Source organism: Mucilaginibacter sp. GW822-FHT03E02, assembly GCF_058801545.1.
On record NZ_JBXANJ010000001.1, the window covers coordinates 5,682,879 to 5,707,425 of the forward strand.

Consider the following 24,547-nt stretch of genomic DNA (forward strand, 5'->3'; position numbering starts at 1 on the left):
TTTTCGCAATTCCCCATAATTTTACCCGCAAAAGTTTAAAAGGCGATTACATCCGGCTTTTCTGTTTATATTCCTATTTTTGGGCAAAATTTAAAAAAAGTGGAAGTAATAAAAAGCATCATCGATTTTATATTGCATATAGATAAGCACCTGGTACAAATAACCAGCGCCTACCAGGGTTGGACATACCTCATCCTGTTTGCCATTATTTTTGCTGAAACCGGTTTTGTTGTTACCCCATTTTTGCCCGGCGATTCGCTGCTATTTGCCGCAGGAGCCCTTATAGCCGGTGGCCAATCGGGCCTGGATATTTACCTGCTGGCCATTATACTGGTAATTGCGGCATTTGCCGGTAATACAGTAAACTACCTGTTGGGCAGTTACCTTGGCCCCAAAGTGTTTAAAGAACAAAATAAGATACTGAAGCTTGATTATTACCTTAAAACCAAAGCTTTTTTTGATAAGCATGGCGGTAAAGCGGTAATCTTCAGTCGCTTTTTGCCTATCATCCGCACAGTGGCACCCTTTGTAGCAGGTGTTGGCCATATGCCGTTTTTGCGTTACAGCCTCTATAATATTGTGGGCGGAGCCGCCTGGGTGCTTAGTTTTTTAATGATAGGCTTCTTTTTCGGCAACATCCCGGTGATTAAAGAAAACTTTACCATTGTGGTAATGGTAATTATACTGGTATCGGTAGTGCCGCCTGTTTATGCGGCTATAAAGGCTAAAGCGGCAAAGAATACAGCCGGGTAACGTCTTGATAATTTGAAGTAGTGCTCCTTTTGTAAAGCCGGATTTTGTACATCATACGATTACCTGAAAAATACGACCTTAAAAAAGTAAAATGACATGCTTAATTTTTTAAAAAAGGAGCCTGAATCTCAAATTCCTGAAAGCAATATTCTTCTTGCAATGCCCCTGTTTAATAATGGCAGCAGCTTTACTGTTAATAAAGTAATTGAGAACCTTAAATTGAAATGGGGGCTGGAAGTTGCAAATGTTGATGGGGACGAGCATGTTGTAACTTTTAATATAAATGGCGAAACCGTAGCACTGGCATTCATGCCGGTGCCTATTCCAGATGGTGACCTTGAAGGTACTGCCCAGTACGCCTATAACTGGCCGGAGGCTTTGGCTGAACTTAAAGACCATAGTGGCCACGCTATCGTTTCCATTATGGCCGGGCGAAAGAGTACAACGGAAAGGTTTAAAATTTTGAGTAAAGTTATAGGCTCAATTTTAGCAACGTCTGGGGCTGTTGGGGTATATCAAGGAAGCCAATCGTTACTCATCCCAAGATCACAGTACCTTGCCAATTTGGAGCTGCTTGAAACAGATGATATTCCAGTTACTTTATGGGTTTATATTGGCCTTAAAAAACGTACGACAGGGAATTGCGCCTATACTTATGGATTAAAAGAGTTTCAAAAACAGGAGATAGAAATTATTGATTCGGATTTAAGCCCCGAGGAGCTATTCGATTTTTTGTTCAATGTTGTATCCTATGTGCTTGGTAATAATGTTACACTAAAAAATGGCGAAACAATTGGTCTTTCTGCCGATCAGAAGATATCCGTTATAGCATCTAAAGGAAGATTTGTAGAAGGACAATCCATTAAGCTTAAGTTGTAATATTATTGCTGTTTAAAAATGCTAAGGTTTTATCGGTTATTAAAGCTTCCCGCCAAATAGCAAGCGGCTTTTTTTACCCCGGCGGGAAAACCAAACGGTATAGGCAACTGGAATTGAGCAATACAGAAAGCCCGAAACGCCTGCCAGTGGTGGAAAAATGATGCCAACCAACATAACTACCACACAAATACACATGCCAATAAAATTGATGCCGGTTACGGTTTCGGTATCAAACAGTTCGCGCTCACTTAAACCAATTTGTGCGGCATTTTTGGCAGCGTGCCGGTACATTAAATAAAACAGCAGGTATATTACAAAAAAACCCGCGCCATATATCAGCATGAGTGGTTGTGTTTGGCCGGTGCGCATCATCGGGAATTCGTGCCCGTTTTTGGTATACATCCCATCCGAAAACGAGAATAACAGCATAGAAAGGAATTTTAAAGGATAGGTGTATATCAGCACTACAAAAAGCAGTACTGCATTTACTATGATGGTATAAAAATCATTGAGCGCATACCTGCGGAAGTAGATGTTCTGGTTGTTCCAGATCTGGAAAAGCAGGGCGAAACAAACGCCAAAACTAATGGTGCCCTTCATGGTCTCCATCAACTCATCAAATGATTTGGGCACTTCGATAGATACGATGATGAGTGTTAAAGCAAATGCGAAAACAGCATCGCTAAAGGTTTCAATACGCGATGGTTCATGACTGCGCCACTCAATGCTGTTTGCCTTTTTGTGAAGGTTAGCTGCTTTTTTCCTCATATTAGCTTTGCTTTTGTGCTAACAATTTCACGTATTTTTTTTTACATAAGCAAATGACAGGGAGAGCGCTTTCAAAAATGTTCAAATAACAAAGATTGTATCGCGCAAAGACGCCAAGGAGCAAAGAAAATAAGGAATGCTGAGATTGCTTTGCAGGGAAGCTTTTAAAAGTTGATCCTGAAGAAAGGTAGCTCATAAGGAGCAAAAATGTTTGAACTATTCGTTTTCTACAAACAGGTAGCCTCTACGAGGCAGCTTAAAAGTGTATTATTTTGTAAAGGTCAACCGTTTGTAGCTGAAAAAGTTTAAAACTTCCCTGGATTGCTTTGCGGCTTAGCGTCTTAGCGCGAAAAATTACCGTTTTACTTCCATTGCGATATTGAATACAACTGCGTTTAATTAATAGCATCCAACAAAGTAGTAGCCACCAGTTTCCCATCCTTGCCATAAGTTTCTGATTTGGCAAAACGGCCCAGCTTTGGGGCAAACCATTCAATAACTTTTATTTGAAAGGGGATGGATGCGCCCATCATGCTAATCCTGAAAATGATATCATTGGTTATCTTAAAACAATCAAAACTGCCGGCTTTGGTGGTTACCTTCTCCTGCTTTTCAACCTTGCGGTTATTGATATTTAATTGTACCTGGCCCATTTGCGTGCCGTTGTTGCCAATATTAATATTAAGGGCTCCGTCGTCAAGCTTTTGCCCGCTTTTAAGGTTTATGGGGTAGCTTAGGTATTTGGTATCGCCGGTCATTTCCATGTTTCCCAATTGCCTTAATGAAGCCGCCGGGATAAATGTTTTCATGTCAATTTTTATAGCCTCCCCGGTACATATAATTTCAGAGTTTCCGCTACCCATTGATTTGCCTGTTTTATCAAACAACTCTATCCGGGCGTTTACGGTAGCCGCGTCTTTCCTGTTGGTATTGCACACCATCGACCCCATTGGCTTGCTATCGCCGCCCTGGTTAACGTATGTAAACTTTTTGCCATTTACGTTGCTGATAAAAGGGCTACAGTTTTGCGCCGATGCCTGGCAAACGAAAGATGTAATAAAAATTATAGCAGGAATTAATTTTTTCATTGAATGGATTTGTTGAACATTAAAACTACAAAACCATTGTGATATTGTGGATATATAACTAACGGTAATTTAAGCTGCCTTTCGGAGGCTAATTTGTACCCATATCTTTTTAACAAGAGAAATTGTCGATACGATAGCGCTTGAGGGGGAAGGAGCGGGGCGCGCGAGAGAAATCTTGTACGCCTTGCATCACGACCAGCCCATCGGAATGCAAGGCGTACAAGATTTCTCCTCACCCCCTGTGCACGAGCCCCTTCTGGTTCGCTCGAAATGACATCTGGTTTTATATAAGATCCAAAAGATATTGGTACTCTATAACTTCAAAGGAAAGCCCAGATTGGGCTGCCCTGCATCTACCCAGGCCGAGTACCAGAAACTGCCTACCGATAATATGGACGCCCGCATTTGTCGCTCGATCATGCCCTTCAGCATTTTTTGATAAGCCAGACTATAGGCCTCGGAATAATCTTTTACCTCTTTTTTGCCATGCAGCACCATGCTGTACTTTTTATCGGTCGGGAAGTTTTTGCTCAATATCCTTTCGAAACGTAAAACCGTATCTACGCTTTTAAATGATGCCCTGCAAATGCGGAAGGCCTCGGCCAAAGGGTTTTCTATGTAGCGGGCCTTGCCTGCCTTAAAATTGTATTTATTGGCAAAAAGCTCGGGTATGCGGCTTTCCCATAACGCATGGATGCCGGTTTGGTTGCTAAACTGCCCATTGTAGTTGATGGTAAGATGCAAAGGCACATGAGCATCGGCAATATAGTGCCCAAGGTTTGCCGATGTATTCAGGATAGCCAGTGTATCATGGGCTTTAAACGCCCGCACCAGTTTATAGTACTGGTATTGGATGGTCCAGGGAACGGTGCCGTATTTATCTAATGTATCGGCGGTATATTTTGCGGCGGCATCTTTCCATTTTTGCGGCATAGCGGCCCAGGGTTTTTTGCCGTAGTGGTCGGCATCAAAAAAATGTCGTGGCGCTTCGGTAGAGTCAACGTACCGGCGTTTGTCGGCGCTTACGGCGTGTTGTTCAATGTAAGCTATATTGGCCTTGTAAAAGCCTATCATGCCCTTAGGCAGGGTATAAACGGCCAGCTTGTTGATGCGGTAATGCGCGAAGAATCCCCAGGAGGAGCACAGTAATATTAACCCGATACCCGATAAGCTTAAAACGATGGCGCGCTTCATAACAGGTCGTATTTTTCTCTTAGGCCAATACTTACTTTGTTGGCTTCGTTAATAATACTGTCGGGGAAACCAAGTCCCTGTAAAACGGCTATCCCGTTGCGGGTTTTCAGCAAGCCCTCCTTTAGCTTGTAATCAAATATAAGGCGGTCATTGCCGCTAAGCTCTTCAAACGAAAATACTTTATACTCGGCGCCCAACAGTTCGGCAAGTTCCAGGTCATGGGTTGATACGAATACAAAGCTTTTGTTTTCGATAAAATGGGAGAGTACTGCCTTTGCTGCCGCTATCCGTTCGATGGTGTTTGTTCCCCTGAAAATCTCGTCGATGATTACCAGGCTGTTTACCGGTTTGGCGGCTTCGGCCTTCATCACAATTTTTTTTACTGCCAGCGCCTCGGCCTGGAAATAGCTTTTTTGATCGCCCAGGTCATCGCTCATATTAATGCTGGTAAATATCTTTAATGGCGGCGCACTGTAAGCATTGGCGAAACAGGTATTAATGGTTTGGGAGAGCAGCGCGTTTAAAGCGATAGCCCTGATGAAAGTGGTTTTGCCCGACATGTTGGAACCCGTTACCAAAATTCCCTGTTTATTATCAATGCTGATGGAGTTGGCCACACAGTTTTCAATCAAAGGGTGGTACATGTTTTTTATGGTGATATTGCTGCCTGTTGCCTGGAAAACGGGCGTGCAGTAGTACCTTGCTCCATCCCTTACCGATTGTATGGAGATGGCAACATCAACCTGGGCCACGGCCTCATACAGTATTTTAATATCATGCAGGTATTTGTTAACCCGGTTTAACGATATGATGAATACCAATGGTTCAATAACCAGGAACATCTTAAACCATTCAGTAATGAGGTAGGAAATATCGGTAGGGTCAACAGTTGTTTTATTTTGCAGGTTGATAAAGCTTAGTGATCTTTTAAGCTTATCAACGTTGCTTAAACTATTATCGATGCGATCATCTGTTACAAACAGGCGGTGGTTTAACATCCATTTACTTACGCGGTTGAGTGTCAGCAACTGTGGCAGCGAGTGTGTGAAGCTTAGCATTTTGCTTTTGTTACTGTAATGGATCACTACGTTGGCAATAAGCATCGCCAGCAGCAGGAGCAAGGAAACCTGGTCGGGCCTTATTACTAATTTGGTTGTCAAAAATACGGTCATCAGCGGCCTAACAACGATATAAAGCTTTGCCGCCGCCGAGAATATCGGTGCATGTGGTTTGCAGAATAGCTGCGGCAGGTAGTAGGCATCATTGCTCGCCAGTTCTGATAGTTTAAGTTGGGTAAGTTCTCTTAGGTTTTGGTTACTGTTAACCAGCTCAATGCTTTGCTCAAGCGATTTAAAATAGCTTTTATCAATTTGAGGCGAATGTAATATCTTATATAAATACTGTTGCCCCGGTTTGGAGCTGGTGTGGTCGATATAAGAGAATACATCATCAATGTCCAGGTCGGAGGCGGTTTCATGGGCAATATCATTGCCGCCTTCATTGGCATTTAAATATGCCGAAATAAGCTTAAAGTTGCAGCCAGTATATTTAGGTTTGCCCCATTGTTCCCTTATTTCGGCCAGTTTTTTCTTTTTCAGGTTTCGGCTTTTAAAATAGCCCAATACAAAAAACAATACAATTAAAATTAACAACCCCGGTACCCAATAATGCATTTTTAAAAGTAGTATTAAAGCTTAACTAAAACAATTACTACTGCAACTTCCCCACATAAACCTTCGTGTCATAATTAATGGTAATAAAGCCGTCCTGCTGATACCGGGCGAAGAGTATCTCCAGGTCATTCATCATCGGCTCATACCCGGCCTCGTCGCGGATGGGCATGTATGATGATGAAAGCAGCCGCCCCGTTAGTCCTTCAAAATCAAAAACCTGTTTGTTTGCAAACACGTTGAGCCGGAAAGGTTCGGGGGCAAAAAAGGCACCTATCTGTTCATCATTGATATTCCGGTGATCAACCTTCACATAATCATTGCCATGCTTAATGATGAACTGGTCGTACTCCAGTTCAAAATCCGAACTTGTTTTTCGTTCGTTCCAAATCAATGCCACAATCCCGCCAGGCTTTAGTACCCGCTTAAACTCCGCCCTTGATTTTTCCCGGTCGAACCAGTGGAAGGCCTGGCCGGCTATGATAAAATCAATACTGCTGGTTTCCAGGCCGGTATTTTCGGCGGTGCCGTTCATGGCTTTGAAGCCGGGATAATTGCCCAATAGCTCAATCGATTTAGCACGCATCTCCTGGTTGGGCTCAATGGCGATAACTTTGTATCCGGCATCAAGGAACAGGGCCGTTGATATGCCGGTACCAGCGCCAATGTCGGCGATAAGTTTGTCGGTGGATAGTTGGTAATCGTCCTCCAAAAATTCCACAATAGTTTTGGGATAGTGGGGCCGGTACTTTACATAATCGTTTACCCGGTTGCTAAACCTGGTTGTGCTGTTGTTGGTCATGGCAAATTGATGGGGTTTGATTGTATTTGTATAAAAATGGATTTATGTGGTTAATGTTTGTATATTCTTTGAAATTTTTTGAAATAAATTGGAGAAAATTTGGCAGGATATGGATGATTAAATGTATTTAAGTAAAAATAAAAAACACTTGCATAATTAAAAATATCACCCTATATTTGCAGTCCTTAAAATAAGTAGAAAAAAGAATAACAAGCTATACGATGGCAAATCATAAATCATCTTTAAAAAGAATCAGGTCAAACGCTGCGAAGCGTCTGCGCAACAGGTACCAGGCAAAAACAACCAGGAACGCTATTAAAAAATTAAGAACCACTACAACTAAAGCTGATGCTGCTGCATTGTTAGGTAAAGTGATTTCTATGCTTGATCGTTTGGCTAAAAAGAATGTTATTCACAAAAACAAAGCTTCAAACAATAAATCGAAGCTTACTAAATTTGTAAACGGCTTAAGCTAAATCTTAGCTTTTAACGATATAAAAAGGGATTGTACCATTGGTATGATCCTTTTTTTGTTTCCATGCTTTTTCATACTTTAATGCCGTGGAAAACTACGAAAACAAGATCGGCATAAAATCATGGGCTGAGGCCGACCGTCCGCGCGAGAAACTGAGCGGCCAGGGCCGCCGCGCGCTTACTGATGCCGAACTGATTGCCATCCTCATCGGCTCGGGCAGCCGCAACGAAACCGCTGTCGAGCTCAGCAAACGTATCCTGCACCACTACGAAAATGATCTGAACAAATTAGGAAAGGCCTCCATAGCCGAGCTTTCTAAATTTAAAGGAATAGGCGAGGCCAAGGCCATCTCCATTATAGCCGCCCTTGAAATAGGCCGCCGCCGCAACGATACCGAAAGCCAGGCGCCCGATTATATCAACTCCAGCCGCGATGGTTACAACATTATGCGCCGCCATTTGATGGATTTAAACCACGAAGAATTCTGGATAATTTTATTAGGCCGTTCGCAGAAGGTGTTGGGTAAGGAACTGATTAGCAAGGGTGGGTTAGCCTCTACAGTATGTGACCCGAAAATTATTTTCCACGCCGCCCTGCAATACCAGGCCAGCGGCATTATACTGGTGCACAACCATCCCTCGGGCAATCTTAAGCCCAGCCAGGAAGATATTATGCTCACCAAAAAATTGTCGGCAGCCGGCTTAATGTTGGATATAAAGATATTTGATCATCTTATTATTACCGATAACGGGTTTGTTAGTCTGGCAGATTCGGAGATGATGTAGCTGCGGATGTGCAGATTTCAGATTTCAGATGTGCAGATGGGGGAGTAAGAAACTGATAAGTCTCTTATAATCATCTAACATCATCTGCACATCTGAAATCTGCATATCTGCACATCACTATTCACCCTAAATTGTATCTTTGCCGATTATCATTTCTGAATAATGAAGATATCGTATAACTGGCTTAAAGAATTTATTGATACCGATAAAACTCCGCAGGAAATTTCGATCATCCTTACCGGTACCGGTTTGGAGGTGGAGAGCCTGGAGAAAGTACAACCCATTCCCGGCGGCCTGGAAGGGCTTGTGATTGGTTTTGTAAAGGAGAGTGTTGCCCATACCAATTCAGATCACCTGCACGTTACCAAAGTTGATGTAGGCGGCCCTGAAGACCTGCAAATTGTTTGCGGGGCACATAATGTGGCCGCAGGGCAAAAAGTGGTTGTAGCCACTGTAGGCACTACCATATACCCAACCGTAGGCGAACCATTCTCGATTAAAAAATCGAAGATCCGTGGCGAGGTATCCGAAGGGATGATCTGTGCCGAAGACGAAATTGGTTTAGGCACCGACCATGCCGGCATCATGGTACTGGACGATGACGCCGTAGTAGGATCGTTAGCAAAAAACTATTTTAAACTGCACGACGATTATATGTACGAGATAGGTTTAACGCCCAACCGTGCCGATGCTGTATCGCACCTGGGTACCGCCCGCGATATTGCCGCGTTTTTGAAAATAGCGATCAGGAAACCCGATGTAAGCGATTTTAAGGTTGATGATACCAGCCGCACCATCGAGGTTGTGGTTGAGAATGAGCAGGCAAGCCCCCGTTATGCTGGTGTAACTATCAGCGGCGTTGAGGTTAAAGAATCGCCCAAATGGTTAAAAGAGCGGTTGGCTGTAATAGGTCTGCGCTCCATCAATAATATTGTAGATGTTACCAACTATGTGTTGCATGAATTGGGTCAGCCGCTGCACGCGTTTGATGCTGATGAAATAACAGGTGGCAAAGTGCTGGTTAAAAACTATCCCGATGGCACTGTTTTTAAAACCCTGGATGATGTTGACCGCAAACTATCAGAAAACGATTTGATGATAGGCAACACCGAAGAGCCGATGTGTATTGCCGGTGTTTTTGGCGGTGCCAAATCTGGCGTTAAGGAAGCTACCAAAAATATCTTTTTGGAGAGCGCTTATTTCAATTCGGTATCAGTACGTAAAACGGCCAAGCGTCACGGCTTAAAAACGGATGCATCGTTCAGGTTTGAGCGCGGTACCGATCCGGACATGCCGGTATTTGCTTTAAAGCGTGCCGCTTTACTTATTCAGCAGGTTGCGGGTGGTAAAGTATCGTCGCAAATCTCTGATCATTACCCGGCCCCGGTTGCGCCGTTCGCGTTCGAGGTTACTTATAAAAATATCGACAGACTCATTGGCCAGCAAATTACGCATGGCGAGATCAAGGCGATCATCGAGGCGCTTGACATTAAGATAGTGGGTGAAACTGCGGACTCATTATCATTGGAAGTTCCTCCGTATCGTGTTGATGTATCCCGCGAGGTTGATATTGTGGAAGAGATCCTGCGCATTTACGGCTATAACAACATCCATATCCCAACCCAAATCAGGGCATCGCTTAACAATTCGCAAAAAAAGGAGAAGGATACGGTTCAAAATCAGATTTCGGATTTGTTGACAGCCAATGGTTTCAACGAGATTCTTTCAAACTCGTTAACAAAATCGGCTTACTCAGATAACCTGGATGTGGCTGTAAAAATCCTGAACCCGCTGAGCAGCGACCTGGATGTAATGCGCCAAAGCCTGCTGTTTTCAGGGTTAGAAGCTATCGCCTATAACCAAAACCGCCGTGCGGCCGACTTAAAGTTTTATGAATTTGGTAAAGTATACAGCGTTAAGGACGATAAATATAGCGAGGTGCAACGCTTCTCGGTATTCATCACCGGCGCTGATGCTGCCGAGCAGTGGAACCAAAAACAAAAGCCGGTTTCGTTTTATAACCTGAAGGCAATTGTTGATGGTATTTTGCAACGCCTTAACATTACCGATTTTGTGATTGAAGATGCTACCTGCAGCAAACTGGCCTTTGGGTTGCAATACATGCTGAATGGCAAACAGTTGGTTAAATTTGGCCCGGTTGGTGCAGCTGCCCTGAAAAAGACCGATGTAGATAAAGAGGTTTTTTATGCCGACTTTAACTTCGATTTGGTGCTGAATGCCGTACGCAAAAACGTAATTGTTTACCAGGAGGTTTCTAAATTCCCGGCCGTAAGGCGCGATCTTTCTATGTTGATAGATAAGTCGGTTTCGTTTGGTCAGTTAAAGCAAATTGCCCAGCGTACCGAGCGTAAGCTTTTAAAGGAGGTAAGTGTATTTGATGTTTATCAGGGTGATAAGCTGCCCGCCGGTAAAAAATCATATGCCCTGAGCTTTATCATCCAGGACATTGAAAAAACCCTGACCGATAAAGCCATCGACTCGGTAATGCAGAAATTAATTTATAATTTAGGAAAAGAAGCAGGAGCGGAGATTCGCAAGTAATTATTGAATTATTGAGTGATTGAATTATCGATTTAGCAGATAGCTTATTAATTCGTTCAATCATTAATTAAAAAAATCAATAATTCAGTAAATCAATAATTCAGTAATTAAGGATGCCTTCAGTAGCAGAACAGTTAAACAAGATAGTTGATAAAACCGAAAGGTTAATTGAGCTTTGTGCTGCTTTACAGGAGGAGAATGACCTGTTGAAGCTGGAGAGTGAGGCGCTTACTGTTGCACTTGATGCAAGTAAAAATAAGACGAAAGACCTGGAAGAAAAGCTTCGTGTATTGAAACTTGCAAAATCATTTTCAGAAACAAATGAGAAAAGTGTTGACATTAAGCAAAAAATTAACGACTTTGTGCAAGAAATAGATAAGTGTATTGTATTATTGAAAAAATAGTACAAAAAGTGAAAAGCTCAAATGGGAGAAATCTCAATAAAAATAAATATTGCTGACAGAGTTTACCCCTTAAAGGTAAACATGGAAGAAGAAGAGATAATACGCAGGGCGGCCAAACTAATTAACGACCGGATAAAGGAATATCAGGAAAATTATGCGGTAAGGGATAAGCAGGACTTGCTTTCGATGTGTGTGTTGCATTATGCCACATCATCGTTAAAGGCAGAGAAGAAGGTGAACAACGAAGATACCGATGTTGCCGAAAAGGTATACCAGTTAGACCACATGCTGAACGAATTTTTTTCGAAGTAATAAACGTTCTTTACATAACATACAGAGCACATTTAAGATTTAACCGCAGTTAAATTTTAGGTTTCACTATTAAAAACTTAACGCTTCAATATGAGCGGATCAAAGAGGCATGCGTTACTATCAGTATTAGCGTAACCCATGATTCCAATATCCGAAATGAGGTTTTTCAATACATGATACTTAAAAATTAGTTGCGGTTTTTTTATATACATACATACCCAATAAACCTAAAATGGACATATTTCTATACGTAATAATCGGACTACTCATAGGCACCGGCCTTGGGATAGTCATCGGGCGCTTCCTGTTACGGAAGCTTTTTAAAGACCAGGAAACATCGGCACAAAATAAAGTGAAAAAGATTTTGAAGGATGCCGAAAACAATGCCGAGATCCTGAAGAAAAACAAGTTACTGGAGGCCAAAGAGAAGTTTTTGCAAATGAAAGCAGAACATGAGCAGGAAGTAACCAACAAAAACAACAACATTAACCAACGCGAAAACGGTGTAAAACAAAAGGAGCAATCATTAAACCAGCGCCTGGAGAATATGAACCGCAAGGAGAATGAGTTGGATAATACCCGCAAAAACCTGGAGAAACAAACCGAAATTGTTGTTAAAAAACAAGAGGAGGTTGATATCCTGAAAAACTCCCACCTGCAACAGTTGGAAACCATTGCCGGGCTATCTGCCGAGGAGGCCAAAAACCAGTTGGTTGATAACCTGCGCGAAGAAGCCCGCAGCAAGGCCATGATCCAGATTAAGGATATTGTGGACGAAGCTAAGCTTACCGCTACCAAAGAAGCTAAAAAGATAGTTATCCAAACCATTCAGCGTACCGCTACCGAAAGCGCGATTGAAAACACGGTATCTATTTTCAATATCGAGAATGACGAGATCAAAGGCCGTATCATCGGACGAGAAGGCCGTAACATCCGTGCTTTGGAGGCTGCTACAGGTATCGAAATTATTGTTGACGATACCCCGGAAGCCATCATCTTATCTGGCTTTGACCCGGTAAGGCGCGAGATTGCGAGGCTGGCCATGCACCGTTTGGTAACCGATGGCCGTATCCACCCGGCACGTATCGAAGAGGTGGTTGCCAAAACCAAAAAGCAAATTGAAGAAGAAATTGTTGAAATAGGCGAACGTACCGTTATAGACCTTGGTATTCATGGTTTACACCCTGAGCTGATCCGTATGGTTGGCCGTATGCGTTACCGCTCATCATACGGGCAAAACCTGTTACAGCACTCCCGCGAGGTTGCTAACTTTTGCGCAACGATGGCTGCCGAGTTAGGCTTGAACGTGAAGATGGCAAAACGTGCCGGCTTATTGCATGATATTGGTAAAGTGCCTGATGATAACCCCGAACTGCCACACGCTATTTTGGGTATGCAGTTAGCAGAGAAATATAAGGAGCATCCGGAAGTTTGTAACGCCATTGGAGCCCACCACGATGAGATCGAGATGACCTCGATGCTGTCGCCTATAATCCAGGCTTGTGATGCTATCTCAGGTGCCCGTCCGGGTGCACGCCGCGAGGTGGTTGAAAGCTACATCAAACGCCTGAAAGAGCTGGAAGAACTGGCGTTATCATACCCTGGTGTCGAGAAAACTTTTGCTATCCAGGCCGGCCGCGAACTGCGTGTGGTTGTTGAAAGCGAAAAGATAAGTGATGCACAATCAGAAGTTTTGGCTGCCGATATTTCAAACCGTATCCAAACAGAAATGACTTATCCCGGCCAAATAAAAGTTACCGTGATCAGGGAAACCCGTTCGGTGGCGTTTGCTAAATAGTTTTAATACAAAAAATCAATGCAAACCCTTTCGGCTTATACCCGGAAGGGTTTTATATTTGTACCGTGGCCAGCAAAAAAAAAGCAAACGATAAAGGCAGGGCGCAAGCCGATGCCAAAGCTAACGAAAGTATTGCCCAGCAATACATTAACAGGTATGCACTAAGTCACCAGGATCCAGCTAACCAGGTGATACATTATATATGTGTGCCCTTGTTAATGTTTAGCGTATTTGGGTTGCTTTGGGCTATTCCTTTCCCCTACTTTAAATTTTTAGGAACATATAACGGGTATTTTAACTGGGCGTCATTTGCCATCGCGATAGCGGTTTATTATTACCTGCGTATATCGCCGCTTATTTCGTACACCATGCTGTTTGTATTGTTAGGGTTTAGCTATGTTATCATGACGTTGTTAAGCTGGCAAACAACAGGCGGCCCGGCAATGTGGCTGGTGTGCCTTATTATTTTCATCCCTTCGGCCTCCCTGTTATTGATTGGCAACACCCGCGAGAAAACTTACGCTCAATACGGGCTTAACATAAAATCGTTACCCGTAGCCCCTGTGGTACTGGTATACCGTCTTTTAAAGAAGCTTCGTATCAACAGTTAAGTTGCCGGGCACGGCTTTTGCCTGCTATGTGATAGTAAAACTGTGTACACCTTGAAACAAGCTGGCAAACCTGTAAGCCATTTGCTCAAATAAATGTTCGTCTATACTATATTTTATATGGCCTTTGTAGCCGCCGGCTTTTATTATGCCCAATGTTCTTAGTTCGGCGATATGCTTGTTGATGGTTTCATGATGAAACGGAATTTCGTAAAAGTTTTCTTTTGTTATAGCGTTACCGTTTTTTATTATGGTACGTATGATTGCTATACGGACTGGCAAGGCAAGTGCTTTAGCAAAATTGGCCAGCTCGTTATCGGCATTTGAAAATTTTGAATCAGTAAAAGGCATAATAGATCAATGGCTAAAATTGAATTTTTTACATGTGTTTTTTGATGACAGCTTAATACATTGGTTTAACGCATTTTTGGTTAAATAACGTGTAGCTCAACGCAAAAAATCAGGTTAATGATTTTTTATAGTTATTATTTGTTAAACAAATGTTGAAATCAAATTCTCCAGGATCGGAAAATAGAAAAGATTTTAGTCGGGTATGCCGACCTGTTTTCAAAATATTGTCTTTTCAACCTGGCTCTATAAGACAGATCAACTATATCGCCGACGAATAAGCTTACCGAAGGGGCCTTCAACGATACATCTATATTCTTACTGAAAATAACCCTTGGACGCGACAAAAATGCTGCAGGTATCGATTTTGTGTTTTTATGCCGACTTATAGTTGCGCTGTTCGGCTTGGTCAGTCCGGTATTAATGCCAGGGTAGTTATTGTAGCCAGAAGGGCGGTTAGCATTAGGGCAACGGGTAACATACAGGCACGAAAAAACAAAGTACAGCCCGGCGACTAATAAAGATAAAACCCTTGTACCCATTTTGGCCCTGATCATGATTGTACCGGAAATAACCGTTTAAGAAAGTAAAGGTATATGGCTAATGTTAATACTGTGTTAATTCTTGATGAAGGTAGTGTTGGGGCAGTCATCGGGTTGATTATTCTTAACAATTATATCATGAGGATAGTAACTTATGAATGTCAGTCTGCGGTCGATATCTATTCCTTAATTATTACTCTATTTCAGATTTGTTTCTACATCGCGCATGTGAAATTTCGTAATAGTTAAATGTTGCTGATGGGGTAAAAAATAGTAGAAATATAAAATAAAGATTAAATTATCCGCAGAAAATTGTTTGATAAGGCTGTATTCATCCAAATTTAATATAAACAGAAGGAAAGCTTAAAGTCACATTAAACAGGTGTTAATATAATAATGCAGTGTTAACATTGGGATAACATTGTGCGTGCACCTTTGTGTTCAAAATAAACACAAATGAAAAAGTTATACTTTATCCTTTTATCACTGCTCATTATTGGAGTTGCTAATGTTGCCAATGCGCAAATTACCACCTCGTTAGTAAGCGGAAAAGTTACCGACCAAAAAGGCGCCACGCTTCCGGGGGTAACTGTTACCGTGCTTAACACAAGTACAGGTACACGTTATGGCTCGCAAACCAATGGCGATGGCCGTTATACAATAGCCAACGTTAATCCGGGTGGCCCCTACACCATCACTGCTTCTTTTATCGGCTTTAAAAAAGATGAAAGAACAGATATTACTTTAAGTTTAGGTACAACAACCTTAAACTTTGCACTTGCCGATGAAACCACAACTTTATCGGAAGTGAAAATTAAGGGCACTGCAGGCGGCACCAAAACAGGTGCAAGCACACGCATTAATCAAAACCAAATTAAAAACCTGCCTTCAATTAACCGTAGCCTGCAGGATTTAACCAGGTTAACTCCACAAAGCAATAACAACTCATTCCAGGGAACCAACTATCGTTATAACAACGTAACCCTTGATGGTGCCATCAATAACGATGCAATTGGTTTTAGCCCATCATTAGGAGGCCAAAACAATGCTTCGGGCCAGGTTGGTAGCAGCACCCGTACAAGCCCGGTATCTTTAGATGCTATCCAGGACGTTCAGGTATTGGTTGCACCTTATGACATTAAAATTGGTAACGTATTGGGTGGTAGTATAAATGCAGTAACCCGTAGCGGTACAAACGATTTTACCGGCGCAATTTATGGTTACGGCCGCGGTTCCTTTTTAGTAGGTCCCAACAATGCGTCAGCTGCTGCCGGTGGCGATGGTTCAAAACTGCCAACAAGCTTCCATGATTACCAAACCGGTATCCGTTTAGGTTTCCCTATCATCAAAAATAAATTATTCTTCTTCACCAACGAAGAAATTGCCCGTCGCGCCGATCCTGTTATTCGTGGTGCCGATGCAAGCGGTTCAAGCCAAATCCTGAGCTTACAAGATGCTCAGAACCTTACTACTGCTTTCAAAAGCTTTACAGGTGGTTTAAGCCCTGGTACTTATCAAAACACTTCAATTTATTCAAAATCAAACAAATTCTTTAACCGTTTGGATTGGAATATTAACGATAACAACCAGTTAACTATCCGTAATAATACTATTTCATCTACCGCTACCAACCTTGAGCGCGATCAGCAAAACTTCCGTTTTGGTGGTATTGATTATGTATCTCATAACAATTCAACGTCAACCGTTGCCGAGTTAAAATCAAGGTTTTCAAACAGCGCGAGCAATAGCTTAGTTGTTGGTTACTCAAACGTACATGATTACCGCGATCCTACTTCAGATCCATCGTTGCCACAAATAGAAATTACCGGCCGCACTCCTGGTACCACCATTTTTATGGGTACCGACCGCGAGGCAGCCATATTTGATATGCACCAAAAAACTGCTGAGTTTACCGATAACTTTACCTTAACCAAAGGCAGACACACTTTTACATTTGGTACACACAACGAGTTTTATAACATCACTTATAACTTTGTTAACTCATGGAACGGCCGCGTTGCTTACAGCAGCATCGAGAACTTTATAAACAATGTTCCGTCACGCGTTCGTGCTAACTTTAACTATACCAACAACAGCCGCGACTATATATTAGCTAATCCATCTGCTAAATTTAATGTGGACTTGTTGAGCTTATACGGCCAGGACGAAATTCAGGTTACTGATAACTTTAAACTGACCGCTGCTTTACGTTTTGATTATGCCGGCATACCTAACAAACAACCATTGAGCGATAAAACAACAAACGCTAAGACCGACCTGAACTACGGCAATACCTTTACTTATACCAAGCCCCGCGATATCAAACAAAATTATTTGAGCAACGTTGAAATAAACCCGCGTGTGTCATTTAACTACGACGTAAATGGCGATCAAAGCCTGATTATACGCGGCGGTAGCGGTTTCTTTACAGGCCGTGTACCATTTGCATGGTTTGGTTACGCGTTTTACAACAACGGTGCAACATACGGTGCTTATGATAGCAAAGCAGCTCAAAAGGCAGGTACAAACCCGGTTTCTACCTCTCCAAACGGCCGTTTAGATTATGTTAACGCACAGGGCTTTAATACAGCGGCTAGTGGTGCAACCCAGGTAGATTTGATTGACAACAAATTTAAAATGCCACAGGTTTGGAGGAGCAGCTTAGCTTTTGATTATACAACCGACGACCAGTGGAAATTCACTTTGGAAGGTATTTATACTAAAACCATCCATGACCTGAAATTCCAACAGGTAAATACCAAGGATAGCGTAACTTATTATACCTACGATACCCAGAAACAACAACCTATATTTGTTAACCAGAAAGTTAGCTCATCATTCACCAATGCTTATGAGCTATCAAACACAAGCCTTGGCTACCGTTACAGCATTACAGCACAGATAGGCAAAACCTTTCCTTTTGGCTTAAGCGGTAATGTTGCTTATACTTATGGTCATTCAAAAGATGTTACCAATGGTATCCGTAACTCAATGGAGTCAAACTGGCAGTTAAACCAGGCCTTAAATCCTAACAACCCGGGTTTAGCCAATTCAAACTTTGATATCCGTCACCGTATCGTATCAAACCTTAACTTAAGGCACGATTGGGATGCTGCTAAAAACTATACTGCAAACTTTACCTTCTTTTTTAGTGCACAATCTGGTAACCCTTACACTTACGGTTTTTACCCAAGCGCTATCGACGGAACAGGACAACAAGTTAGCTTAGCTTACATCCCTAAACAAGGCGAAACTGTTAACTTCTTTACTGATATAGTAGGTGGTAAAACTGCTGCTGAGCAAGCAGCTGCTTTTGATGCTTTCATTGATAAAAACAGCTACCTGTCGTCACGTCGTGGTAACTTTACCCAACGTAATGCAGCCTTTACGCCATGGAATAATCAGTTAGATTTCCGTTTTTCGCAAGACTTTAAATTTGGTGGCAAACACAAACAGGTTATTACATTTACCTACGATATTGTTAACCTTACCAACTTGCTGAACAAAAAATGGGGTCAGTACTACTTCTCGGCCAATACATTTAACTCAACTTCAAGCATTGGTTTAGCGCCAAAAACTACACCATCGTTTGCTAATGCGGCAACAACTTATCCTAAATATACTTTCCAGGATCCTGGATTGCCTTATTCGGTTGATTTGTTTGCTTCACGCTGGCAAATGCAGTTTGGTATCCGTTACGGATTTTAAAAACCAAACAACATAGTTAATATTCAAAACGTCCCTGCTGGTTTATCCGGCAGGGACGTTTTGAATTTAAGTACCTTTTGTATGAAGGCAGGCATCTTTAGTATGGGGTTTGTTTCCTACATGATCTTTCGGGGCATTTCAAAGCGGTTCATCCAGGTTATTCAGAGCATAAGTTTGCTGCAGGGCAACCATGTATTAAAACAAAAACACTCCGGTGGAGGCCAATAGAGTGTTTGAGATGGATAGTATTATGAATGCTACCTTACAGGTTTTTACCCAGTTTTTCCAATATATCCTGCGGCACTTGTTCCAGGTCGAGCACCAGGAAGCCGTCAAGGCAATCGGCAAATTTAGGATCGATGTTAAAGCTGATGATCCTGGCATTAAGCGCGATGTACTGGCGCAGCAATACGGGCACTTTCATATTGCGCGTTTCTACTTCCGATATCAGGTTATCAAGCCCCTTAAAGCTGTCTTCGCCGGCCATCAACAGGTCGGTATCTATGCTCGAAAAATCAACTTTGAATTTTTTGCGTGGCTTTACATACTGCGCCAGTTCATGGTCAAAATGGTTGCGGTTAATGTAATCGACGATGAGCGATTTGGAGAATTTAGAAAATGAGTTACTGATGCTTACCGGCCCTATCAAATAGCGGTACCTGGGGTTATCAATCAGGAATTTGAGGATGCCTTTCCAAAGTAAAAACAGAGGCAGTGGCTTAGTTTGGTATTCCTTGCGGATCCATGAGCGGCCAAGCTCCAAACTTTTACGCAGCACCGGGGTAAACTGAGCTTTTAACTTAAACAATTCGTTAAGGTAAAAGCCTGTTTTGCCTACGCTGTAAAATATCTCATCGCCCAAACCAATACGGTAAGCGCCAACTATAAGTTTGGCCTCAAAATCCCATATAAACAGGTGGTTGTAATAAATGTCGTATTCATCAAGGTCGATAGCTTTGTTGCTGCCTTCGCCAATATCGCGGAAGGTTATTTCACGCAGGCGGCCAATTTCCCGGATGACATTCGGGATCACCGAGGTTGGTACTATAAATACTTCGTAGTTCTTTTCTATCCATATTCTATAGTTATCGCGCAGCGGGGCAACCTCTTTTTCAAGTATATCCACGCTTATTTCGGGCACTATATCCTTTGGCTGCCGTTTTATTTTGAAAAGGTTACGCGGACTAAAAATCTTTTTTTCCTCTTCAAGCCCGGTGCCTAAAGCGTAGGTACGGGCGCGTAAAAAATTAAGCAGCTTGGCGCTGTTGTTATAGTCGGGCACATCCAATACATTAATGGGTTTGCCTATGCGTAGTTTAATGGTATGGCCTTGCTTGTTAAATAACTCCGACGGTAGTTTGGCCGTGCGAAGGGCGGGGTGTATCATACTAAGCAGGTTAAACAATAAGCCGTTGTTGCCATGGAAGTAGATTGGGATAACAGGCACTTTTGCCTTCGCGATAATTTTACCTACTACGGGGTGCCATAAACGGTCGGTTACCTGTTGTTGCTCTACTTTAAAGGTAGATACCTCGCCGGCCGGGAATATGCCTATCGGCGTACCATTGTTTAACAGCTCGAGCGTGTTTTTCAGGCCGCTGATGCTTGACGAGTGCTCCACATTTTCAAACGGGTTTACAGCAATAAAAAAATCGCTCAGGTTTGGGATTTTTTTAAGCAGGAAGTTGGCCATCAGTTTAGCATCCGGCCTTACCGTTAATAACATTTTTAACAACACCAGGCCCTCAATGCCACCATATGGGTGATTGGCTATGGCAATAAAGCTGCCGGTTTTGGGAATGTGCCTCAGGTCGCGCTCGTCAAATTCAATATCGATGCCGCACCCTGCTAATATAGCGTCAATAAACTCGATGCCTTGCTTAGGCTGGGCCTGTGCAAACAGTTCATTAACCTGGTTAATTTTCATTATTTCCATCAATAAAGCGGCCAGGCCAGGCATTTTCAGCTTATCCAGTTTAGTGGCTTTGGCAAACTCTTCGGTGGTTATTACTTTCATTTTTTAGATAGATGAATTAATTGTCAAATAGGTGTCCTGAAATTTTTATTAATTTACGGTTGATAATGCTGCAAATGAAAACACCTGTAAAAAACTATCTTTCGGTAACCAAAAAAGAATGGAACGGAATGGTAGTGTTGATTATTTTAATAGCATTGATTTTAGCGGCGCCATACGCGTATCAAACCATCCGCAAAGATAATACAATAAATTTTAAAGAGTTTGATAAAGCAGCTGCAATGCTAAGCAAAGCAGATAGCACCAGCACAGCAGCAAATGGCCCGGCAAGTAGCAGGAAGCCCCTGAAAGCTGCGTTATTTGCATTTAATCCCAACAATTTAACCGAGGCAGAATGGGAGAAACTGGGGCTGAGCGCAGATCAGGTCAAAGTAATAAAAAACTATGAGGCCAAAGGTGGCCGGTTTTATGCAAAAGCCGACGTTAAAAAAATATACGCTATAACTGATGCTGATTACCAACGGCTGGAACCCTACATTAACCTGCCGGCCACCGATAATTACACTAAGAAAGCGGCGCCCGGTGAAATTATAGAAATAAACAGCGCCGATTCGGCTAAACTGACGATGATCAGGGGCATTGGGCCTTCATTCGCCAGGCGTATTATCAGGTACCGGGACAGGCTTGGCGGTTTTTACAGCAAAGAACAGCTGAAAGAGGTATTTGGTGTAGATGATAGCAAGTATGCCGAAATTAAAAACGGCATTGCTGTAAACGGCAGCCATATTACCAGGCTTGATATCAATAAAGCCACCTTCGACCAGCTGCGGCGCTTCCCATACTTGAGCTTTAAGCAGATAAATGCGATAATAGAATACCACAACCAGCACGGCGATTATGAATCGATAGCTGAAATGAAAAATATTGCTATACTTGATGACGGAATTTTGCGTAAAATTGGGCCTTATTTAGTTTTTAAATGATTACCGAGCAAATAAAGAAAGCCATCCGCGATATTCCTGATTTCCCGAAGCCGGGGATAATATTTAAGGACATAACCCCCATTTTAAAAGACCCTGCCCTGTGCGATAGTATTATTGATGCTTTTGTGGAGCAATTGAAGGGTACCAAAATAGATGTGATTGCGGGGATAGAAAGTCGCGGGTTTTTATTCGGGCTTACACTGGCTTCTAAATTGGGCGTTCCCTTTGTACCTATACGTAAGGCGGGCAAGCTGCCATATACTATAAAGCGTAAGGCCTATAAACTGGAGTATGGCGAAGCGGTAATTGAGTGCCATACCGATGCTTTTGAACCCGGCCAGCACATCCTGATCCATGACGACCTGCTGGCTACCGGCGGTACCGTAACTGCAGCCAGTGAACTGATTGAAGAGATGGGCGGCATAGTAGCCGGCTTCTCTTTTGTAGTGGAGCTGGGCTTCCTGAAAGGCCGCGAACGGATAGCGCCAATAAGCGATACGCTGGTGGTATTGGCAGAGTATTAACTTTAAAGTATCAGGTAGTTAGTCAGTATCAATCTAAAAAAAAGCGCAAATGGACATAACTGAATATAAAAATAGCTACTAATCGGTAAATAGCAATGTTGTTTAAATATTTAGTAAAAATATTTTCGCCCCTTTTCTTACCTAAAAACTACCCTATTTCAACTAAACCTAATATTCATACCGTATACCATTTTGTACTATGATTACCCGGTGTTTCGGATGAAACTTTACCCATACTTTAATCGTTTATTTGTATAACCAGTTATATAAATTAGTATGGAAACCTTATTTACAGACGATCCCGCAATGCATGGATTCGACTTTTCTACCAGTGAAAATCAGCGTATGGTGGGCCAGATGGCCAAAGATTTTGCTGAGCGCCACATTAAACCCCACGTAATGGAATGGGACGAAGCGCAACATTTCCCCATTGAATTGTTTAAGCAATTAGGCGAACTGGGCATGATGGGCGTGCTGGTACCCGAGCAATATGGCGGATCTGGCTTTGGCTATTTTGAATATGTAACCGTTATTGTGGAAATTGCCAAGGTTTGTGGTTCGATAGGTTTATCAGTAGCCGCGCATAATTCGCTTTGTACCGGCCATATCCTCACTTTTGGCAGCGAAGAACAAAAAATGAAGTGGCTTCCCAAACTGGCTACCTGCGAGTGGTTAGGAGCCTGGGGACTAACAGAAGCCAACACCGGCAGCGATGCCTTGGGAATGAATACCACCGCCGTTTTAGATGGCGACCACTACATAGTAAACGGATCAAAAAACTGGATTACCCACGGCAAAAGCAGTAATGTGGCCGTGGTAATGGTGCGCACCGGGGCAAAAGGCGATTCGCACGGTATTTCGGCGCTGGTTATTGAAAAAGGTACGCCCGGTTTTACCCATGGCAAAAAAGAAAACAAGCTGGGCATGCGCGCATCTGAAACTACCGAACTGATATTTGATAACTGCCGCGTACCCAAAGAAAACCTGTTGGGCGCCGAAGGCGAAGGTTTTAAACAGGCCATGAAGGTGTTGGATGGTGGCCGCATTTCTATAGCAGCTTTATCATTAGGCATAGCTAAAGGCGCCTTCGAGGCGGCCGTAGCCTATTCAAAAGAGCGCAGGCAGTTTGGGCAGCCTATAAGCAACTTCCAGGGCATTGCCTTTAAACTGGCCGATATGGCCACCGAAATTGAAGCATCTGAACTGTTGATTATGCAAGCTGCCGATCTGAAAAACCGCCACCAGCCGGTTACCAAACAATCGGCTATGGCCAAATACTTTGCATCAGAAACAGCGGTACGTGCAGCCACCGAGGCGGTACAGATTTTCGGCGGGTATGGGTACACCAAAGATTTCCCGGTAGAAAAGTATTATCGAGATGCCAAGCTATGCACCATAGGCGAGGGGACGAGCGAGATCCAGAAGATTGTGATAAGCAGGGAAGTGTTGAGGTAGTTTTGAGTTGTGTTAAATCAAAGATTTCCCGGTAGAAAAGTATTATCGAGATGCCAAGCTATGCACCATAGGCGAGGGGACGAGCGAGATCCAGAAGATTGTGATAAGCAGGGAAGTGTTGAGGTAGTTTTGAGTTGTGTTAAATTGGCGGACAAGGTAGGCAATTCTGAAAATTCTTTAATTTTGAAAATTCTGATTCAGGCAGGTTTACATTTAACATTAAATAACATTCTTAAATAAAAAAATGCTTTTTCAAAACTTTATATTTAAAGATTGAAAAAGCATTTTCTGATAACCTTTATCTTATCGATGGCCGTTAATTGTGGATATGCCCAGGATTTAACTTTTAAACCCCGGCGTATTCTAACAAAATTAACTGCTGCAGATTCACTGCGCAGGAATAGTAACATCACTTATTTTACAGTTTCTCCTCCTGCCATTGAAGGTTTTGTATTATCTGTCGATCAGAGTGAAGTCGAAATACTTCACGGGCCACTGTACGATGGCGCAAGAGAATATTATGTACAATTACCGGTGAAATTAACCAATACATCTGCCGATACTTTACGATATCTCAGTATGTCATGTTCCTGGTGGGATATTTACAGAACAGATCGTCAAAAGCTAAAAGTTTTTTCACCGAATATCTGTTATAAAAATTCGCCGATAACTTGTGTAGTACCGCCTCATCAGTATATAGTAAAAAACGTTATTGTTTTGGTCCCCAAAAAAACAGGCAGCCCTGTGATTTTTAAAATGGGAATGCTGGTGCAAAGGGAATCAGACAATCGTTATGATAAGATGCCTTGGCCAACTTCATTCAAGTTGATACGACAGGATGTAATATGGTCTGATTATATAGTGGTTTCGCAGTGGAAGACTGGTAAAAGCGAAAAGATATAGCGTGTTGATAA

Annotated in this window: 22 protein-coding genes; 15 read left to right on the plus strand and 7 right to left on the minus strand. The window is 42.5% G+C overall.

Features of this window, described 5'->3' with window-relative positions:
• Nucleotides 1-99 precede the first annotated feature (99 nt).
• Both AC1RM2_RS23585 and AC1RM2_RS23590 read left to right on the plus strand, forming a co-directional pair.
• Nucleotides 100-753, plus strand: coding sequence for a DedA family protein (locus tag AC1RM2_RS23585; RefSeq protein ID WP_492987585.1), 654 nt, complete (start codon nucleotides 100-102; stop codon nucleotides 751-753).
• A 96-nt stretch (nucleotides 754-849) separates the two neighbouring features.
• Entirely contained in the window at nucleotides 850-1,632 is a 783-nt protein-coding gene (locus AC1RM2_RS23590) for a DUF4261 domain-containing protein (protein WP_492987586.1), read from the plus strand.
• Between the two features lie 39 nt (nucleotides 1,633-1,671).
• On the opposite strand, the gene AC1RM2_RS23595 is transcribed toward AC1RM2_RS23590, so the two are convergent.
• From AC1RM2_RS23595 to AC1RM2_RS23615, 5 genes are all read right to left on the minus strand, one after another.
• Nucleotides 1,672-2,400 (minus strand): TMEM175 family protein, encoded by a 729-nt coding sequence (locus tag AC1RM2_RS23595; RefSeq protein ID WP_492987587.1) that lies wholly within the window; start codon nucleotides 2,398-2,400, stop codon nucleotides 1,672-1,674.
• Between the two features lie 395 nt (nucleotides 2,401-2,795).
• Nucleotides 2,796-3,488, minus strand: a complete 693-nt coding sequence (locus tag AC1RM2_RS23600) for a TapB family protein (protein WP_492987588.1) — start codon at nucleotides 3,486-3,488, stop codon at nucleotides 2,796-2,798.
• 312 nt (nucleotides 3,489-3,800) lie between these two features.
• Complete coding sequence (locus AC1RM2_RS23605; protein WP_492987589.1) at nucleotides 3,801-4,682, minus strand: zinc dependent phospholipase C family protein; 882 nt, start codon at nucleotides 4,680-4,682, stop codon at nucleotides 3,801-3,803.
• Complete coding sequence (locus AC1RM2_RS23610; protein ID WP_492987590.1) at nucleotides 4,679-6,355, minus strand: MutS-related protein; 1,677 nt, start codon at nucleotides 6,353-6,355, stop codon at nucleotides 4,679-4,681. The genes AC1RM2_RS23605 and AC1RM2_RS23610 overlap by 4 nt, the downstream gene beginning before the upstream one ends.
• A 37-nt stretch (nucleotides 6,356-6,392) precedes the next feature.
• Entirely contained in the window at nucleotides 6,393-7,154 is a 762-nt protein-coding gene (locus AC1RM2_RS23615; protein WP_492987591.1) for a class I SAM-dependent methyltransferase, read from the minus strand.
• Between the two features lie 221 nt (nucleotides 7,155-7,375).
• Here AC1RM2_RS23615 and rpsT point away from each other — a divergent pair, with 221 nt between their 5' ends.
• From rpsT to AC1RM2_RS23650, 7 genes are all read left to right on the plus strand, one after another.
• Nucleotides 7,376-7,630, plus strand: coding sequence for a 30S ribosomal protein S20 (rpsT, locus tag AC1RM2_RS23620; RefSeq protein ID WP_477364654.1), 255 nt, complete (start codon nucleotides 7,376-7,378; stop codon nucleotides 7,628-7,630).
• An 85-nt stretch (nucleotides 7,631-7,715) separates the two neighbouring features.
• Nucleotides 7,716-8,414: a RadC family protein gene (gene radC, locus AC1RM2_RS23625; RefSeq protein WP_492987592.1), complete on the plus strand. Its 699-nt coding sequence runs from the start codon at nucleotides 7,716-7,718 to the stop codon at nucleotides 8,412-8,414.
• A gap of 162 nt (nucleotides 8,415-8,576) precedes the next feature.
• Nucleotides 8,577-10,976, plus strand: coding sequence for a phenylalanine--tRNA ligase subunit beta (gene pheT, locus AC1RM2_RS23630; RefSeq protein ID WP_492987593.1), 2,400 nt, complete (start codon nucleotides 8,577-8,579; stop codon nucleotides 10,974-10,976).
• 113 nt (nucleotides 10,977-11,089) lie between these two features.
• Nucleotides 11,090-11,380, plus strand: coding sequence for a hypothetical protein (locus AC1RM2_RS23635; RefSeq protein ID WP_147056325.1), 291 nt, complete (start codon nucleotides 11,090-11,092; stop codon nucleotides 11,378-11,380).
• Between the two features lie 21 nt (nucleotides 11,381-11,401).
• Nucleotides 11,402-11,692: a cell division protein ZapA gene (locus tag AC1RM2_RS23640; protein ID WP_090642882.1), complete on the plus strand. Its 291-nt coding sequence runs from the start codon at nucleotides 11,402-11,404 to the stop codon at nucleotides 11,690-11,692.
• A gap of 232 nt (nucleotides 11,693-11,924) precedes the next feature.
• Nucleotides 11,925-13,490, plus strand: a complete 1,566-nt coding sequence (gene rny, locus AC1RM2_RS23645; RefSeq protein ID WP_492987594.1) for a ribonuclease Y — start codon at nucleotides 11,925-11,927, stop codon at nucleotides 13,488-13,490.
• A gap of 65 nt (nucleotides 13,491-13,555) precedes the next feature.
• A complete protein-coding gene (locus AC1RM2_RS23650) occupies nucleotides 13,556-14,101 on the plus strand; it encodes an Mpo1-like protein (RefSeq protein ID WP_492987595.1) in 546 nt (181 codons plus the stop codon).
• A gap of 24 nt (nucleotides 14,102-14,125) precedes the next feature.
• On the opposite strand, the gene AC1RM2_RS23655 is transcribed toward AC1RM2_RS23650, so the two are convergent.
• On the minus strand, nucleotides 14,126-14,449 hold the full coding sequence (locus AC1RM2_RS23655; RefSeq protein ID WP_492987596.1) for a hypothetical protein: 324 nt from the start codon (nucleotides 14,447-14,449) through the stop codon (nucleotides 14,126-14,128).
• Between the two features lie 995 nt (nucleotides 14,450-15,444).
• Between AC1RM2_RS23655 and AC1RM2_RS23660 the strand changes: the two genes are divergently transcribed.
• Nucleotides 15,445-18,696, plus strand: coding sequence for a TonB-dependent receptor (locus AC1RM2_RS23660; RefSeq protein ID WP_492987597.1), 3,252 nt, complete (start codon nucleotides 15,445-15,447; stop codon nucleotides 18,694-18,696).
• 262 nt (nucleotides 18,697-18,958) lie between these two features.
• Here AC1RM2_RS23660 and AC1RM2_RS23665 read toward each other — a convergent pair whose 3' ends face one another.
• Nucleotides 18,959-20,713, minus strand: coding sequence for a bifunctional lysophospholipid acyltransferase family protein/GNAT family N-acetyltransferase (locus AC1RM2_RS23665; RefSeq protein ID WP_492987598.1), 1,755 nt, complete (start codon nucleotides 20,711-20,713; stop codon nucleotides 18,959-18,961).
• A 74-nt stretch (nucleotides 20,714-20,787) separates the two neighbouring features.
• Between AC1RM2_RS23665 and AC1RM2_RS23670 the strand changes: the two genes are divergently transcribed.
• The 5 genes from AC1RM2_RS23670 (at nucleotide 20,788) to AC1RM2_RS23690 (ending at nucleotide 24,536) form a co-directional block, all read left to right on the plus strand.
• Nucleotides 20,788-21,654 (plus strand): ComEA family DNA-binding protein, encoded by an 867-nt coding sequence (locus AC1RM2_RS23670; protein ID WP_492987599.1) that lies wholly within the window; start codon nucleotides 20,788-20,790, stop codon nucleotides 21,652-21,654.
• Nucleotides 21,651-22,178: an adenine phosphoribosyltransferase gene (locus AC1RM2_RS23675; RefSeq protein ID WP_492987600.1), complete on the plus strand. Its 528-nt coding sequence runs from the start codon at nucleotides 21,651-21,653 to the stop codon at nucleotides 22,176-22,178. The genes AC1RM2_RS23670 and AC1RM2_RS23675 overlap by 4 nt, the downstream gene beginning before the upstream one ends.
• A 276-nt stretch (nucleotides 22,179-22,454) precedes the next feature.
• Complete coding sequence (locus AC1RM2_RS23680; RefSeq protein ID WP_492987601.1) at nucleotides 22,455-23,633, plus strand: acyl-CoA dehydrogenase; 1,179 nt, start codon at nucleotides 22,455-22,457, stop codon at nucleotides 23,631-23,633.
• Nucleotides 23,634-23,649: 16 nt separating this feature from the next.
• A complete protein-coding gene (locus tag AC1RM2_RS23685) occupies nucleotides 23,650-23,760 on the plus strand; it encodes an acyl-CoA dehydrogenase family protein (protein ID WP_492988271.1) in 111 nt (36 codons plus the stop codon).
• Between the two features lie 146 nt (nucleotides 23,761-23,906).
• On the plus strand, nucleotides 23,907-24,536 hold the full coding sequence (locus AC1RM2_RS23690; protein ID WP_492987602.1) for a hypothetical protein: 630 nt from the start codon (nucleotides 23,907-23,909) through the stop codon (nucleotides 24,534-24,536).
• The last annotated feature ends 11 nt before the right edge of the window (nucleotides 24,537-24,547 follow it).

Excerpts from the sequence above, each read along its gene's own strand:
- AC1RM2_RS23675 (WP_492987600.1), top strand. The coding sequence starts at position 21,651 with ATGATTACCGAGCAAATAAAGAAAGCCATCCGCGATATTCCTGATTTC.
- rpsT (WP_477364654.1), top strand. The coding sequence starts at position 7,376 with ATGGCAAATCATAAATCATCTTTAAAAAGAATCAGGTCAAACGCTGCG.
- AC1RM2_RS23665 (WP_492987598.1), bottom strand. The coding sequence starts at position 20,713 with ATGAAAGTAATAACCACCGAAGAGTTTGCCAAAGCCACTAAACTGGAT.
- AC1RM2_RS23600 (WP_492987588.1), bottom strand. The coding sequence starts at position 3,488 with ATGAAAAAATTAATTCCTGCTATAATTTTTATTACATCTTTCGTTTGC.
- AC1RM2_RS23615 (WP_492987591.1), bottom strand. The coding sequence starts at position 7,154 with ATGACCAACAACAGCACAACCAGGTTTAGCAACCGGGTAAACGATTAT.
- AC1RM2_RS23590 (WP_492987586.1), top strand. The coding sequence starts at position 850 with ATGCTTAATTTTTTAAAAAAGGAGCCTGAATCTCAAATTCCTGAAAGC.
- AC1RM2_RS23595 (WP_492987587.1), bottom strand. The coding sequence starts at position 2,400 with ATGAGGAAAAAAGCAGCTAACCTTCACAAAAAGGCAAACAGCATTGAG.
- AC1RM2_RS23635 (WP_147056325.1), top strand. The coding sequence starts at position 11,090 with ATGCCTTCAGTAGCAGAACAGTTAAACAAGATAGTTGATAAAACCGAA.
- AC1RM2_RS23640 (WP_090642882.1), top strand. The coding sequence starts at position 11,402 with ATGGGAGAAATCTCAATAAAAATAAATATTGCTGACAGAGTTTACCCC.
- AC1RM2_RS23680 (WP_492987601.1), top strand. The coding sequence starts at position 22,455 with ATGGAAACCTTATTTACAGACGATCCCGCAATGCATGGATTCGACTTT.
- AC1RM2_RS23610 (WP_492987590.1), bottom strand. The coding sequence starts at position 6,355 with ATGCATTATTGGGTACCGGGGTTGTTAATTTTAATTGTATTGTTTTTT.
- AC1RM2_RS23655 (WP_492987596.1), bottom strand. The coding sequence starts at position 14,449 with ATGCCTTTTACTGATTCAAAATTTTCAAATGCCGATAACGAGCTGGCC.
- pheT (WP_492987593.1), top strand. The coding sequence starts at position 8,577 with ATGAAGATATCGTATAACTGGCTTAAAGAATTTATTGATACCGATAAA.
- AC1RM2_RS23670 (WP_492987599.1), top strand. The coding sequence starts at position 20,788 with ATGAAAACACCTGTAAAAAACTATCTTTCGGTAACCAAAAAAGAATGG.
- AC1RM2_RS23660 (WP_492987597.1), top strand. The coding sequence starts at position 15,445 with ATGAAAAAGTTATACTTTATCCTTTTATCACTGCTCATTATTGGAGTT.
- rny (WP_492987594.1), top strand. The coding sequence starts at position 11,925 with ATGGACATATTTCTATACGTAATAATCGGACTACTCATAGGCACCGGC.
- AC1RM2_RS23605 (WP_492987589.1), bottom strand. The coding sequence starts at position 4,682 with ATGAAGCGCGCCATCGTTTTAAGCTTATCGGGTATCGGGTTAATATTA.